General features: G+C 44.0%; 14 protein-coding genes. 8 read left to right on the top strand and 6 right to left on the bottom strand.

The genetic code is table 11. The features are described from left to right. The first annotated feature begins 349 nt into the window (after window positions 1–349). The gene (locus tag KDK67_RS00610) at window positions 350–2,281 is read left to right on the top strand and encodes a hydantoinase/oxoprolinase family protein (RefSeq protein ID WP_250866900.1); all 1,932 of its coding nucleotides are present in this window, start codon (window positions 350–352) and stop codon (window positions 2,279–2,281) included. A 383-nt stretch (window positions 2,282–2,664) separates the two neighbouring features. On the opposite strand, the gene KDK67_RS00605 is transcribed toward KDK67_RS00610, so the two are convergent. Further along, the gene (locus KDK67_RS00605; RefSeq protein WP_250866899.1) at window positions 2,665–2,853 is read right to left on the bottom strand and encodes a hypothetical protein; all 189 of its coding nucleotides are present in this window, start codon (window positions 2,851–2,853) and stop codon (window positions 2,665–2,667) included. Between the two features lie 177 nt (window positions 2,854–3,030). Here KDK67_RS00605 and KDK67_RS00600 point away from each other — a divergent pair, with 177 nt between their 5' ends. After that, complete coding sequence (locus tag KDK67_RS00600; protein WP_250866898.1) at window positions 3,031–4,170, top strand: class II fructose-bisphosphate aldolase; 1,140 nt, start codon at window positions 3,031–3,033, stop codon at window positions 4,168–4,170. Between the two features lie 74 nt (window positions 4,171–4,244). Here the strand turns inward: KDK67_RS00600 and KDK67_RS00595 are convergent, their stop codons facing one another. Both KDK67_RS00595 and KDK67_RS00590 read right to left on the bottom strand, forming a co-directional pair. Beyond that, window positions 4,245–4,721 (bottom strand): Yip1 family protein, encoded by a 477-nt coding sequence (locus KDK67_RS00595; RefSeq protein WP_250866897.1) that lies wholly within the window; start codon window positions 4,719–4,721, stop codon window positions 4,245–4,247. Window positions 4,722–4,932: 211 nt separating this feature from the next. Next, window positions 4,933–5,256 carry a DUF167 domain-containing protein gene (locus KDK67_RS00590; protein ID WP_250866896.1) on the bottom strand — a complete coding sequence of 108 codons (324 nt, stop codon included), beginning with the start codon at window positions 5,254–5,256 and terminating at the stop codon, window positions 4,933–4,935. Window positions 5,257–5,618: 362 nt separating this feature from the next. Between KDK67_RS00590 and KDK67_RS00585 the strand changes: the two genes are divergently transcribed. The 6 genes from KDK67_RS00585 to KDK67_RS00560 all read left to right on the top strand — a co-directional run bounded on the left by KDK67_RS00585 (window position 5,619) and on the right by KDK67_RS00560 (window position 10,655). After that, window positions 5,619–5,891: a hypothetical protein gene (locus KDK67_RS00585; RefSeq protein ID WP_250866895.1), complete on the top strand. Its 273-nt coding sequence runs from the start codon at window positions 5,619–5,621 to the stop codon at window positions 5,889–5,891. Window positions 5,892–6,200: 309 nt separating this feature from the next. Continuing rightward, entirely contained in the window at window positions 6,201–7,451 is a 1,251-nt protein-coding gene (locus KDK67_RS00580) for a Glu/Leu/Phe/Val family dehydrogenase (protein WP_250866894.1), read from the top strand. 183 nt (window positions 7,452–7,634) lie between these two features. After that, on the top strand, window positions 7,635–8,363 hold the full coding sequence (locus tag KDK67_RS00575) for an NAD(P)-binding domain-containing protein (RefSeq protein WP_250866893.1): 729 nt from the start codon (window positions 7,635–7,637) through the stop codon (window positions 8,361–8,363). Window positions 8,364–8,663: 300 nt separating this feature from the next. Continuing rightward, a complete protein-coding gene (gene glnA / locus KDK67_RS00570) occupies window positions 8,664–9,992 on the top strand; it encodes a type I glutamate--ammonia ligase (protein ID WP_250866892.1) in 1,329 nt (442 codons plus the stop codon). Window positions 9,993–10,091: 99 nt separating this feature from the next. Beyond that, window positions 10,092–10,400, top strand: coding sequence for a hypothetical protein (locus tag KDK67_RS00565; protein ID WP_250866891.1), 309 nt, complete (start codon window positions 10,092–10,094; stop codon window positions 10,398–10,400). An 18-nt stretch (window positions 10,401–10,418) separates the two neighbouring features. Next, the gene (locus KDK67_RS00560) at window positions 10,419–10,655 is read left to right on the top strand and encodes a hypothetical protein (protein WP_250866890.1); all 237 of its coding nucleotides are present in this window, start codon (window positions 10,419–10,421) and stop codon (window positions 10,653–10,655) included. On the opposite strand, the gene KDK67_RS00555 is transcribed toward KDK67_RS00560, so the two are convergent. From KDK67_RS00555 to KDK67_RS00545, 3 genes are read right to left on the bottom strand one after another with little or no spacing between them, the layout of a single operon-like run. After that, window positions 10,656–10,934: a DUF1894 domain-containing protein gene (locus KDK67_RS00555; protein WP_250866889.1), complete on the bottom strand. Its 279-nt coding sequence runs from the start codon at window positions 10,932–10,934 to the stop codon at window positions 10,656–10,658. 3 nt (window positions 10,935–10,937) lie between these two features. Continuing rightward, on the bottom strand, window positions 10,938–11,939 hold the full coding sequence (purM, locus tag KDK67_RS00550; protein WP_250866888.1) for a phosphoribosylformylglycinamidine cyclo-ligase: 1,002 nt from the start codon (window positions 11,937–11,939) through the stop codon (window positions 10,938–10,940). 14 nt (window positions 11,940–11,953) lie between these two features. Continuing rightward, window positions 11,954–13,351, bottom strand: coding sequence for an aspartate kinase (locus KDK67_RS00545; protein ID WP_250866887.1), 1,398 nt, complete (start codon window positions 13,349–13,351; stop codon window positions 11,954–11,956). Between the last annotated feature and the right edge of the window lie 61 nt (window positions 13,352–13,412).

The following is a 13,412-nucleotide window of genomic DNA, read 5'->3' as shown; positions in this document are numbered from 1 at the left end:
CACGATATATTGTTGTTGTTTTAGCCATGAAGACTGGATAAGTTCTAATAAGCTAATGATGGCTATTTGTTGCAGAAAAAGTAGTGGAGTTAATGAAAAATGGAATAGGTTTTTAAGTTAACTTTCTAATTTGAAATTCTCAATATAAGAGTTAAAAAATGGCATAAGGTTTATATCTAAAAACAGATTATCTCTTTTTAACGTCTCTTTATTCGGTTTTTCAAAGTTAACAGTGATATGCAAATACGATACGCTTAAGTACTGTTATTTTTTTCTTTATCAATAGTTTTGGTTATATTAGCCGAAGTGAACAAAAACTTTCATTTATAACATAAAGGAGTCATTTTGAATGAAATACAGTCTCGGTATCGATGCAGGCGGTACTTATACAGATGCAGTCCTTCTTAGGGATTCTGATGAAGTCATAATCTCTTCGAACAAAGCGCTTACGACATACCCTGATCCTCTAGGAGGTATCAGGAACGCAATTGATGGGATCGATGAACAATACCTGAACGATATAAAAGTGGTTTCTGTTTCCACTACTTTATCAACGAACAGTATTCTGGAAGGTACGGGCTTCCCGGTTGGCTTGATACTTGTGGGTAGTTATGAACTGAACCAGGACCTTCCAACCGAACACTATGTGCAGGTCGAGGGCGGTCATAATTACAATGGTATCCCCACTGCATCTCTTGATGAAGATGCTGTGCGGGAATTTGCGGAAAGGGTCAAGGGCAGGGTGGCTGCATTTGCAGTATCTTCGTATTTCAGTATAAGGAACCCTGAACATGAATTGAGGGTCAAGGAGATCATAAAAGAATCCACAGGTCTTCCTATTGTATGTGCTCATGAGCTTTCGCAGGAACTTGGTGCTTTCGAGAGGGCAGTGACCGCATTTCTGAACGCTCAGTTGATCCCTGTAACCGAGAAGTTCATGACCAGTGTGGAATCCGAGATAAGGAGCAGGGGCATGGATGCAAAGATATTCATGCTCAAATGTGATGGCTCGGTAATTGGTATCAGAAGTGCACTTGAAAAACCGATCGAGTCCATCTTTTCAGGCCCGGCAGGCAGTCTTGTAGGTGCTTCCTTTTTGACAGGGAATGATACCTGTGCCGTTATCGATGTGGGTGGCACCAGCACCGATATTTCGGTCATAATCAACGGGGTGCCCGAAATGAGTGAATCGGGAGCTGTTGTCGGTGGCTGGAAGACAATGGTGAAGGCTATCAAGATGGAGACCTCTGCAATGGGCGGGGACAGTGATGTCTGGGTAAAGGAAAATAGTGTCAATATGGGTCCTCGCAGGGTAATTCCTCTCTGCCGTGCAGCCGACCTCTATCCCGGTTTCCTGGACCAGCTTAGGGCAAATCCGATGCCTTCAAGGGGTTTGCTTGGGATCAACTTCCAGCCCACAAAATTTTACATAAGGACAGGCTATGACCCGATAGGCATAAGTCCAGAGGAAATGGATGTTTTCAGATCGGTCTCTGATGAGCCGACTTCCATGAGAGAGCTGCGTAGCAGGATGAACAAATATCCTTCCTCAAAGTATCTGGACTTGCTTTTGCAGAAACGTCTGATACAGACAATAGGTTTCACTCCCACTGATGCACTTCATGTTCTTGGGAACTATGCTGAACATAATGTAGAAGCATCTGAGATCGGTGCTAAATATCTTGGATCATTGTGTAAACGTGATGCGTTTGAGTTTGCATCATTTGTAAAGCAGGAATTTGCAAAGAACATGGCATCCGATCTTATGTCTTTCTTCCTTGAAGGAATTCCAAAGGCGGAGATCCGTAAGATATTCGACATCGAGTCCCCCACGAAATTCAAGGTGGATATTCCGGTCGTGCTCATAGGCGGTCCTGTAATTGCATACCTTGATGACCTGCAATCAATATTAGATGCAGAGATCATCGTGCCTGAATATTCCAATGTGGGGAATGCGACAGGGGCACTGGCAGCAAAAGGTATTCGCAGGGTGGATTTCCTTGTGAGGCCGGTATCAATGGCAGCACCTGACTGGGAGTTCTATGTATTCTCTGAAAAAGGACGTGTGAGCTTCTATGAATATGAAGAAGCACTCGAGTATGCTTCGGAGACCGGGAGGGAGTCCATTATACAGTATATGATGGATGCAGGTATGGACCCCGAGCATGTGAGTGTGGATATAGAGAAACAGGAGATAATCCCTGATGGATGGGCACATCCTCTTGAAACACGTATTCGTGTGATGGGTGTTAGTACAAGTCTGGTTGAAGAGAGATGCTAAAAGGCATTCCGAATGTTCGATATTCTCGAATGCTCCTTTCTTCTCTTCTTCTTCTCTGATATGAGCTGATTTCCCTTTTTCTATCTCCTCTATGTACAAAGTGGAATTTTTTCACTCGCACAAACGTTGATGTAGTTTCAACTCTTTCTTTAAAATGGTAATGTCTTTAGCATAATATGGGGGCGCGATGCTAATGAAATTCTGTTGTTCGCAAGAATGTATGGACAAGATCACCTGTACCTCGGTTGGACTGGTGGCCCTGGCAGTTATCAGTGTACTGTTTATCTTGATATACGAGTTTGTAATATCAAAAATCCTTCTGACAATGTTCGGCCTCTGACCGTACGATATAATGGTAAAAAAAGTTAAAAGGAATGTAAGGTTTACTCTGCAGTCTCTTCTTCGTTCATCTTGTTCCTTTCATGGTTCAGTATTCTCCGAACCACCAGTTTCTTCTTCCCCAGCCCCATGTTCGGAACTTCCGGATATTTTTCGGTCGCATAGGTATACAGTTCATTTGCACCCATAGCTGTAAGATTATCTTCCAGCTTCAATAGTTCGGCCATTTCCATTTTCCTTCCTCCGTATTTCTTACTCTAATGGATTAGGAGTTAAATATTTAGAGTTTGTGGTTTTGTCCTTTTCTGAGCATTGATGTGCATTGTTTCATTTTGTCTATAGAAATGGTTATAATTGAAAGATACATCTAGTAGCAAAAATACGTTATATGAACTTTTGAAGGTAATCCCATGACCAATAACAGTTTTGAACCGATACCAAGCTCATTTATGTTTAAGAGCCTGCTTGATAAGAACACGATAATTATGACTGCAAATCCTCGTATAGCCCTTGTGACAAAAGGCATCATGCGAGCAGCAAAAGAAATGGATGCGCCGCTTATTCTTGAGCTGGCAAGATCTGAGTGCAATCTGGAAGGTGGCTATGCAGGTCTGACTCCTGCTGCGATCTCCAAGATCACAAGAGATGCCGCAAAAGAGCTCGAGTTCGATATGTGGGCATTGCATGCGGATCATATCGGTATCAAGAAGGGTACTGATGAAGATATCGAGGCTACGAAAAAGCTTGTCGATGCACAGATCGCGGCTGGTTACACTTCCTTTGCCATTGACGCATCCCATCTGTTCAATTTCCAGGGTGGCAATCTGCGTGAAGAACTTGCGAACAATATCGATGCAACAACAAAAATCGGGTTATACATCAAAGAGGGTATGGGCGATAAGGATTATGGTCTTGAGGTCGAGGTCGGCGAGATCGGAAGGGAAGATGAGAATGGCAGAGTTCTGACCCAGCCGGAGGAGGCTGCAACTTTCATCAAGGCATTGAACGAGAACGGTGTTTATCCTCACTTCCTGGCAATTGCTAACGGTAGTGCTCATGGGAACACTTATGATGCTAACGGCAACCTCATCGAGCAGGTATCTGTAGATATCGAGCAGACCATTGCAGTAGCTCAGGCACTGAAGGACAACGATCTCGATGTAAGGATCGCACAGCATGGGATCACCGGTACTCCACGTGACCTTATCCACAATCATTTCCCGCATGGTGATATTGTAAAGGGCAATGTGGCAACCTTCTACCAGAACATAGTCTGGGATATTTTCAAGGTATATGAGCCGGAACTCTACAAGGATATCTGGGACTGGACAATTGCAAATTACAAGGAAAAGGCTCCGGAAAAGAACGACAATGAGCTATTTGGCAAGTTCAGCAAATTCTCTATCAAGGAGTTCTTCGACAGGATCTATTCAGTGAGCGAGGATACGCTGGAAGCAATTGATGCAATGTGTTACGCTGAAACCCTTCTTTTCATCAAGGCTTTCAATGGCGAGGGTACTGCTCAGATGGTCAGGGATCATATGGCATGATCCCCCTCTTATTTTTTTAAAATTGTTCAATACTTTTCTATTATTCGATAATTCTTAATTATCGGTTTTTTTACTTACAGCCCAATAAGGCTTTTTATGCTGAATAATATTGATATCCCGATTGGGATCATAACTGTTATTGTTGCGTTCTTTACGGTCATGTTCCTTGCGTGGACCAGGCCATATCTCCAGATGTTCGCACTCCAGAGGTTGATGATAATTCCTATTATGGTGACCATTTGCATTGTCGGGTCTGCAAGAAGGGTCTCTTTTATAAGTGCAGGGTCTTGTGCGGCCATATCTGCCATTGAAATAACGTTTGACATTACATAAATAGTTAGTAAGCTGCTAAGAATGGTTGGTATAAATCCGTATGCAACGAATTCAAGTGTTCTTTTAAAATCCCCTTGTCCACCAAAAACAGATGATAACAGGTAGAATATTATTGTGTATATTACCCACGCGATCAGTGTACCAGCAACTGCTCCTATGGCTCCGAGTACAATGCCAACGCTCCCAAAAACAGCAAGTTCTTCTGGCATAATACGCATATCTGTTGGGCTGTGATAATGGCACTTATGGCAGCTAATGCTCCGATAAATAACATTATCAGAATGGGAGTTTTAAATTCAATTTCGGTATTTATCTCCTCTTCAAAAAAACTATTGGGATCTTTAAGAATTTGTGTTAGTGTCATTGTCATGTATCTACAGACAATCCTATATATCTCCAATGGTTTCTTTTTATCGACTAGCGTCTTTACTATTTCATCAACACACTATCAAGTGCCAAAACAGCCTGGGTTTGGGCAATTCCATTTATTATCACTGTCTTCTTTGAGCTTTTTGCACCGGATACGATTGCAATATCCCTTGAACTGATGTTAAAAAAGTCTGCCACGATCTCTATAAGCTGTCCGTTGGCCTTCCCTTTCTGTGCTGCGGACGTAAGTTTGATTTCGATACGTTCCCGCCACTGGTTATAACCTGCAGGAAAACAGGCTTTCTTTGACCCGGGGGTAACTTCCAGGTCGATGGCGATACCATCCTTTGTTTCTTTGATAGCTTTTTCAAAAGATGTGCCCATAGTAAGAACTCTTCGATAGGTGTGTTTAGAAAATGTCGATAATGCTGTAACCTGGCCCACTAACTCCGAAAGTTCATCCTATTGGGATTCCCGCTGTCCCTTCCGGTTTCCCTCGTGTCAGGCTTATATTGCATTATCGTATGTGCCGCATTGAGGTTGTCTATACAATCACAGAAAGGCTCTGCCATATTCTCATGCAAGGACCTTACAATGCGCCAGAGTACAGTACATGGTAGGATGATATAAAGATAACGTTTTGTCTGTGTCTAATTTTCATGTGTTGTTCTTTTGTTATCGTACTCTGGTCGTATGGTATTACGCAAAATGGTTTGCAAAAAGGCTTCAAATAGCTGTTATATTATGTGTTAGCTTTCATTTCCTTTCTGGAACTACTTCTTTTTTCTGATACACGCAGTAATCTTGAAGCTCTGGATTCGGTGCTTTCCATTCCCCCTGACCGGCTGTGTCTGGGGGTTGAGGGTGTCAGGATAGTAGATCCCGGTTCTGTGGGGCATCGAAGGGATGGGCGTGTCGGTGCAAGTTGTGGAGTTGTGGAGTTGTGGAGTTGTGGAGTTGTGGAGTTCTGGACACTCGGTTTTCCACTGTGGGATTCTTTGATGTTGGCTATGATGTAAGGCCGGTAATTGGAAGGTCGGGGAAAGGATGCCCTGTTCAGATGAATTGGTGGTAATTCTAAGACGTGACTATTAAAATAAAGCGCTATAGGACGTTTTCCTCTATTTATATTATTTTTTCATATGTTCGCAGGAACGCAATTTACTTATACTAGATAGCGGTAATAAGTATCCTTGTCAAGCCACGGGATGTAATGGTTACAGTCTTGGTGGCAAAAATGACTATATATTAATAAAAAAGATTATGGTTGCATAAGTTTTTTTATATGTGCCTATTACAATTTAAAAAACTAAACGTGAGGTAAAATAATGGCAGAACAAAACCCATTTGAGAATGCAAGAAAGCAGTTACAGAAGTGCGCAGATATCCTTGAGCTCGATGAGGGCATTCATGATATCCTGAAGAACCCAATGAGGGAAATGCATGTGTCCCTTCCTGTCCGCATGGACGATGGAAGCATCAAGGTCTTCCAGGGATTCAGGGTACAGTACAATGATGCAAAAGGTCCAACAAAAGGTGGTATCCGCTTCCACCCAGAAGAGACCGTTGACACTGTCAAGGCACTTGCAGCATGGATGACATGGAAATGTGCAGTTATGGACATCCCCCTCGGTGGAGGTAAGGGTGGAGTTATCTGCAACCCTAAGGAAATGTCCCAGGGTGAACTTGAGCGCCTTTCAAGGAAGTTCATTTCAAGCATCTCAATGATCGTAGGTCCTGACAAGGACATACCTGCTCCTGATGTCTACACCAATCCACAGATGATGGCATGGATGATGGACGAGTTCTCCAAGTTCGCAGGCAAGAACCAGGCTGGTGTCATCACCGGTAAGCCACTCAGCATTGGTGGTTCCCTCGGTCGTGGCGACGCTACAGCACGTGGTGGTCTTTACGCAGTCCGTGAAGCAGCAGTAGAGATCGGCCTTGACCTTAAGGACGCAACTGTCGCAATTCAGGGATACGGTAATGCAGGTTATTTCGCTGGAACTCTCTGTGAAGAGCTCTTCGGATGCAAGGTCGTTGCTGTAAGTGACAGCCGCGGCGGAGCCGTCAACATGAACGGTATCAGCGCAGAAGCAGCACAGGAGCACAAGAAGGCAACCGGTTCAGTTGTTGGTCTCGCAGGCACAGAGCCTATCTCCAACGAAGACATCCTTGAGCTTGATGTCGATATACTTATCCCAGCAGCTCTTGAGCACGTCATCACACACGAGAATGCAGACAAGATCAAAGCAAAGATCGTTGCAGAACTTGCAAATGGTCCAACCACTCCGGAAGCAGATGAGATGCTTTTCCAGAAAGGCGTACACCTCATTCCTGACTTCCTCTGTAATGGTGGCGGTGTGACAGTATCTTACTTCGAGATGGTACAGAACTTCTACATGTACCGCTGGAGCATAGAGAGGGTCCACAACAGACTTGACGCAAAGATGACCAACGCATACCACGCTGTTCTCGAAGCTTCCAAGCAATACAATGTCAACATGAGAACTGCAGCATATGTCGTAGCTGTCAACCGTGTAGTTGAAGCAATGTCAGACCGCGGATGGTTATACTAAGCATTGTAGACATTTTCGAAAAATAACTCTTGGTTTGAAGGGAGGGGGTGATCTTCTCCCTTTTTAGACCTGTGATGTCCTAAAACATTTGTATTATATTCAATAATTCTAAATGTTCGTCATTGGATATCGCATTCTACTTATCAAAAAAGATATAACTAACTTGGGAGATTAGAGGTCATTATGAAGATCGCAATCCTTGGTGGAACTGGCAATATTGGTAGAGGCTTTGCCCTGCGCTGGGGTCAGATGCATGATGTGGTGATAGGTTCCAGAAATTCTGAGAAAGCTATTACAGTCGCAGAAGAATATACTCGTATCCTGAATGAAAGGGGTTTTGATTCCAAGATCGAAGGTATGGACAACAGATCCGCAGCAGCAGTTGCAGATGTAATAATCATTGCAATTCGTTATGATCAGGTTCCTTCTGTGATCGAGCTCATAACACCTGTCCTCAAGGACCAGGTTGTGGTTTCAGTTGTAGTTCCTATGGGAAAGGACCGCTGTTACATACAGCCGGATCCAACCGTTAATGAAAATATTACAATCGATGCTTCCAAGTCCGAGTATAATGCTGATTACTTCTGTTACACAACTCCCGCAGCCGGCAGTGCTGCAGCAGAGATCGAAGCACTTTTACCATCTGATATTGAAGTTGTATCCGCATTCCACAATGTTCCTGCAAAGAAACTTGCAGACCTTGATATTGAACTTGATTATGATATTGCGGTATGTGGTAACTGCATGCATTCAAAGAAAATAGTGTTCGCTCTTGTAAATGATATCTCTAACATGCGACCTTTAGATATCGGACCACTTGAGACTTCCGGAATGGTTGAATCTCTGACACCATTGGTGATAAATATCGCCATACGCAATAAGATGCATGATGTTGGTATTAGATTTGTTTAAATAAAAAAGATATTGTTTTGGCATGAATATTGATCACCAATGATTATATATCTCATCCCTTACAATATCGAATATCCTCTGATAAAGGGCAACTGAAGGGTTCCAACCGTCAAAACTTGATCTTGGATTCATAAAAACGAAAATATTCCATCCCCTCAAAAAGAATCCTCAGTTCCCCTTTTTCTTATCTCTTCTACTCTTCTAACAAAAGAATATATATAGAAAGGCAAGTTTTAGAGCATAATATCTTATTATACTATATCAAAACAGCACAAAACGATCCATGATGTGGGTGATGCAATGAATATCAATACTAAAGAAGATGTTCTCAAAGCAATTGAGAGTAACAATGTTAAGTTCATAAGGTTACAGTTCACGGACATTCAGGGTGTCGTGAAAGACGTGGAAATTCCTGTAACACAGATCGAAAAGGCTCTTAGTGTAGGGATATCCTTCGATGGTTCTTCTATTGAAGGGTTTGTTCGTATCAATGAGTCTGATATGGTTCTAAAACCGGATGCTTCTTCCTTTGCCGTCCTTCCATGGAACCAGAAGAAGGGTGTCGTTGCAAGGATGATCTGTGATATCCATCTTCCTGACGGAACTCCTTTTGTAGGGGATCCACGCTACGCACTCAAAAAGGTCATCAAAGAGGCGGAAGAAATGGGATTCTCACTTAATGTGGGCCCTGAACTCGAGTTCTTCCTTTTCGAGAAACAGGATGGAAAAGCAACAACTATTCCTCACGACTTTGGCAGGTATTTCGAGTTTGCACCGGCAGACCTTGCAGAGGACATCCGCCGTGATATCGTATTGACTCTCATGGACCTTGGATTTGATATCGAAGCTTCACACCACGAAGTTGCATTTGGTCAGCATGAGATCGATTTCAAGTATGGCGATGCCCTTACAACCGCTGACAACGTAACGACCTTCAAGTACGTGACCCGTACCATCGCGAAGCTCAACGGATTGCACGCAACTTTCATGCCAAAACCGATCTTTGGTGAGAACGGCTCCGGTATGCATGTGAACCTCTCCCTTTCAAAGAATGGCGAGAATATATTCTATGATGCTGATGGTGATATGCAGATAAGTGATGAAGCACGCTACTTTATCGGTGGTCTTCTCAAACACGTAAAAGCTATAACCGCAATTTCCAATCCACTTGTAAACTCCTACAAGCGCCTTGTTCCTGGATATGAAGCTCCGGTCTACATCGCATGGTCTGGTGCCAACAGAAGCTCTCTTATCCGTATCCCTGCGGCAAGGGGCAAGGGTACTCGTGTAGAGCTTAGAAGCCCTGACCCATCATGCAACCCTTACATCACTTTCGCTGCCGTTCTTGCAGCAGGTCTTGATGGTATAAGGAACAAGATCGATCCTGGGGATAACAGAGAAGAGAACATCTTTGAGCTCAGTGATAAAGGTCTCAAGGACTTTGGTATCGAAACCCTTCCATCAACACTTAATGATTCTGCAAAGTATCTGGCAGAAGATGAGCTCTTAATAGAAGCACTCGGTACTCATGTGATCAATAGTGTCTTGAGTCTCGCAAAGGCTGAATGGGATTCCTATCGTATTCAGGTACATCCTTGGGAGATCGAAAGATATCTCAATACTGTGTGAGAGTTCATACTCTCACTTATCCTTTTTTTTCTTCGCTTGTTTATTTGTTTTAGTTCAAAGTTCCATAAATGTTAAATCGATTCATGATAAGTTCTTCTCATGACAGATGTGATGCTACTTTGGGACGATCCTTTACTTTTTGAGAAGCTCTTTACAGAGAACGGTCTTAAATGTCAGCGTGTTCTTTCGACTTCTGTCGGAACGCCTTTTCTTCCTCCCTGTAAGTGTGTGGTCATACCTACAGGATTTGCAAATCCTGCATACACTAAGATATGTCCGGGTATAGAGAATAATGCTAGGTCCTTTGAGAGATTTGTTCGCTCCGGGGGTATTCTTGTGGTGTTCGGTGCACTTATGCCTGAATATGGGCACGATTGGTTGCCCATGAAACTTACCTATATAGAATAGCACGGGGAGGTCGGACTGGTGCAGGTGTCGTCCCACGAGGTGTCCTGTATTGCAGATGTTCAGGAAAGCGTGGAATGTGATGGCTATTATTCAGAGACTGATGGGAATGTCATAATAGAGAACAGTGAAGGAAATGCGGTCCTGGTAATAAAGGAAATAGGGGATGGGCTGGTGATAGCCACGACCATCCATGAGTTCCCTTCGTCAGCATTCCTAAAATATATCAGTGAAAAAGCAAAACGATCGAAGATATGATCATTTCTGGCTATCGCGTAGCTGTTCGATATCTTCCTTTGCGTCAGGATATCTAAGGATGTATAGGCCACTGCATGGTTTTATGAACTGGAATATCAGGTCGTCTCCCTTTATCCCTATGGGTATGGAGTTTCCTCCGCGGAGCATGATCCCATGTAATTTGTAACCGCCTTTGACGTGATAGACCTCATCGCATTCTTTCTTGATGAAGTCTTCACATTCCTGGGGTGTGGCTCCTTTGAGGAGGATCTCATAGGGAATATCGTTTATACAGGCCATATTTCACACTATCTCAAGATCGCGTACACGAATGCCGCTTTCAACTATCTTTCCGACTATCTTTCCACCTGTCATCTCTGCAGCCTTTTCTGCATCTGCTTCAGGTAAGATGATGAGGAACCCCATTCCCATGTTGAATGTGCGGTACATCTCAAGTTCATCCACATTGCCTTCTTCCTGCAGGAACTTGAATATGTTTCCTGGCTCGATCGGGGCAGTGAAGTCAAAACCAAGGTCTGTGACCCTTTTAAGTTTCAAAAGTCCGCTTCCTGTAATGTGCGCGAGTCCGTGAACGTCACATTCTTTTATCACATCAAGGACTTCCATGTAAATGCGGGTCGGGATGAGAAGCTCGTCCCCTATTGTGGTCTCTGTATCGTAAGGGAAATCTTCATGATAGGAATGTCCTGATTCCTTGATTATATTTCTCACAAGGGTGTAACCGTTACTGTGAACCCCATCGCTAGGAATTCCCACCAGTACATCTCCAAGCTGAACTTTCTCGCCGGTGATCACTTCATCTTTCTTGACCATTCCAAGACATGTGCCAGCAAGGTCGAACCCGTTCACAATCTCCGGCAGGGTTGCAGTTTCGCCGCCTACGATGCTCATTCTTGAGATCTCTGCACCCCTGACAAGTCCTTCACCTATCTGGCTTGCAAAGTCATCAGAGTGTTTCTCAAGGGCGAGATAATCGACAAAACTTATAGGTTCTGCACCGATGGCAAGAAGGTCGTTGACGTTCATTGCGATGCAATCGATGCCTACAGTGTTCCAGCGCTTCATCTCATTTGCTATGAGCACTTTTGAACCGACACCATCGGTTGCCATTGCAAGCGCATATTCGCCGAAATCGATAAGTCCTGCGTAGTGACCGATGCTTGTAAGGGGGGCACCGAGACCTTCGCGTTTGTAGGTCATTCCATTTGTAAGTGCCTTGATTGTCGATTCCTCTTTCTCGATGTCGACACCAGAATCTGCATATGTAAGATGTTTCTCGTTCATTTAATTCCCTCTTTTTAGTTGCATCCGTTCTTTTTTCCGAGACCGAACTCACGATGCAGAACTTTCACCGCTTCTTCTGCATCTTCTTCCTTTACTACAAATGAAATGTTGTGCTGGGATGAACCCTGGCTTATCATAATTACGTTGATCTTTCCTTTCCCGAGAGCACCAAAGATCTTCCCTGCAACTCCTGGGCTGCCGTCCATCCCGGCACCTACCACAGCGACCACACAGACATCTTCATCGTATGCGACCTCTCCGACAACACCTTCATTGAATGCATGCTCCAGAGCTTTGACGGCCCTTTTAAGATGGGACTGTTCAATGATCAGTGACATGTTCGCTTCAGATGAGCTCTGGCTGATCATGATGATGTTAACTCCGGCATTAGCAAGGGTGGTAAAGATCTTTGCAGCAGTACCAATGGCACCTACCATGCCTGCACCACATATGTTGATGGCTGCTACCTTTCTTATCAGTGTCACTGCTTTTGCTACCTCTTCACTGCAATTCTGGTCTGCAACGATGAGGGTTCCGGGGAATTGTGTGTCAAACGTGTTCTTTACACGTACCGGTATGCCATGGATGATAGCAGGCTCTATGGCCCTTGGATGAAGTACCTTGGCACCGAAATATGATAGTTCCATTGCTTCGATGTATGATATCTGTGATATCGTGGATGCTTCCGGTACTATTTTCGGGTCAGTGGTCATGATTCCGTGAACCTCTTTCCATAACCATATCTCATCTGCCTGGATCGCAGCACCGACCAGGGATGCAGTAAAATCGGAACCTCCGCGTCCGAGGGTGGTTATGATGCCATTCTCGTCCTCTGCAATGAAACCTGTGACCACCGGAATTGAATTTTCCACAAGAGGTCCTACAGTTCTCCTTATCTGCGCATAGCTTTTTTGCAGAGGTCTGGCGTTTCCGTAGTCATCTGTAGTGCTGATGCCTGCCTCTCCGCCGGTAAATGGTTTTGAATCTGTGCCCAGGGAACGTATCGAACCGCTGATTATAGGGACTGCCAGACGTTCTCCGTAGGATGAGATATAATCTATGGAACGCGGGGTCAGTTCTCCAAGGTAACAGATGCCTATAAGGGCCTTTTCAAGTTCATCGATGCGGATGTCGATGGTCTCAATAACCTCATCCGCGATCCTTTCATTATCGATGGCATCACTGATCGCATCATAGTGCTTCTTTGCAAGATCTGTCATGAACTCCTTTACCTGGGAGACCTTGCCTTTTTGTGATGCTTCCGCTGCGTTTGTAAGAAGCCCATCAGTAACACCTCCGAGTGCTGAAGTGATAGCTACGACCTGGTTGCCTGCCTCTTTATAGCTTATCAAAAGTTGTGCAACATGGCGTATCTTCTTTCCATCTGCAATGGATGTTCCGCCGAATTTCATTACATATCTCATAGATGATCACATTTGTAAATTGAGCTTGATTTGAATGTGGCTATAAGGA

Source organism: Methanococcoides seepicolus, assembly GCF_023684405.1.
GTDB lineage: Archaea > Halobacteriota > Methanosarcinia > Methanosarcinales > Methanosarcinaceae > Methanococcoides > Methanococcoides seepicolus.
This window is presented reverse-complemented; position numbering and strand designations above follow the sequence as displayed.

Excerpts from the sequence above, each read along its gene's own strand:
- KDK67_RS00610 (WP_250866900.1), top strand. The coding sequence starts at position 350 with ATGAAATACAGTCTCGGTATCGATGCAGGCGGTACTTATACAGATGCA.
- KDK67_RS00580 (WP_250866894.1), top strand. The coding sequence starts at position 6,201 with ATGGCAGAACAAAACCCATTTGAGAATGCAAGAAAGCAGTTACAGAAG.
- glnA (WP_250866892.1), top strand. The coding sequence starts at position 8,664 with ATGAATATCAATACTAAAGAAGATGTTCTCAAAGCAATTGAGAGTAAC.
- KDK67_RS00575 (WP_250866893.1), top strand. The coding sequence starts at position 7,635 with ATGAAGATCGCAATCCTTGGTGGAACTGGCAATATTGGTAGAGGCTTT.
- KDK67_RS00600 (WP_250866898.1), top strand. The coding sequence starts at position 3,031 with ATGACCAATAACAGTTTTGAACCGATACCAAGCTCATTTATGTTTAAG.
- KDK67_RS00565 (WP_250866891.1), top strand. The coding sequence starts at position 10,092 with ATGACAGATGTGATGCTACTTTGGGACGATCCTTTACTTTTTGAGAAG.
- KDK67_RS00545 (WP_250866887.1), bottom strand. The coding sequence starts at position 13,351 with ATGAAATTCGGCGGAACATCCATTGCAGATGGAAAGAAGATACGCCAT.
- KDK67_RS00595 (WP_250866897.1), bottom strand. The coding sequence starts at position 4,721 with ATGCGTATTATGCCAGAAGAACTTGCTGTTTTTGGGAGCGTTGGCATT.
- KDK67_RS00590 (WP_250866896.1), bottom strand. The coding sequence starts at position 5,256 with ATGGGCACATCTTTTGAAAAAGCTATCAAAGAAACAAAGGATGGTATC.
- KDK67_RS00555 (WP_250866889.1), bottom strand. The coding sequence starts at position 10,934 with ATGGCCTGTATAAACGATATTCCCTATGAGATCCTCCTCAAAGGAGCC.
- KDK67_RS00605 (WP_250866899.1), bottom strand. The coding sequence starts at position 2,853 with ATGGAAATGGCCGAACTATTGAAGCTGGAAGATAATCTTACAGCTATG.
- purM (WP_250866888.1), bottom strand. The coding sequence starts at position 11,939 with ATGAACGAGAAACATCTTACATATGCAGATTCTGGTGTCGACATCGAG.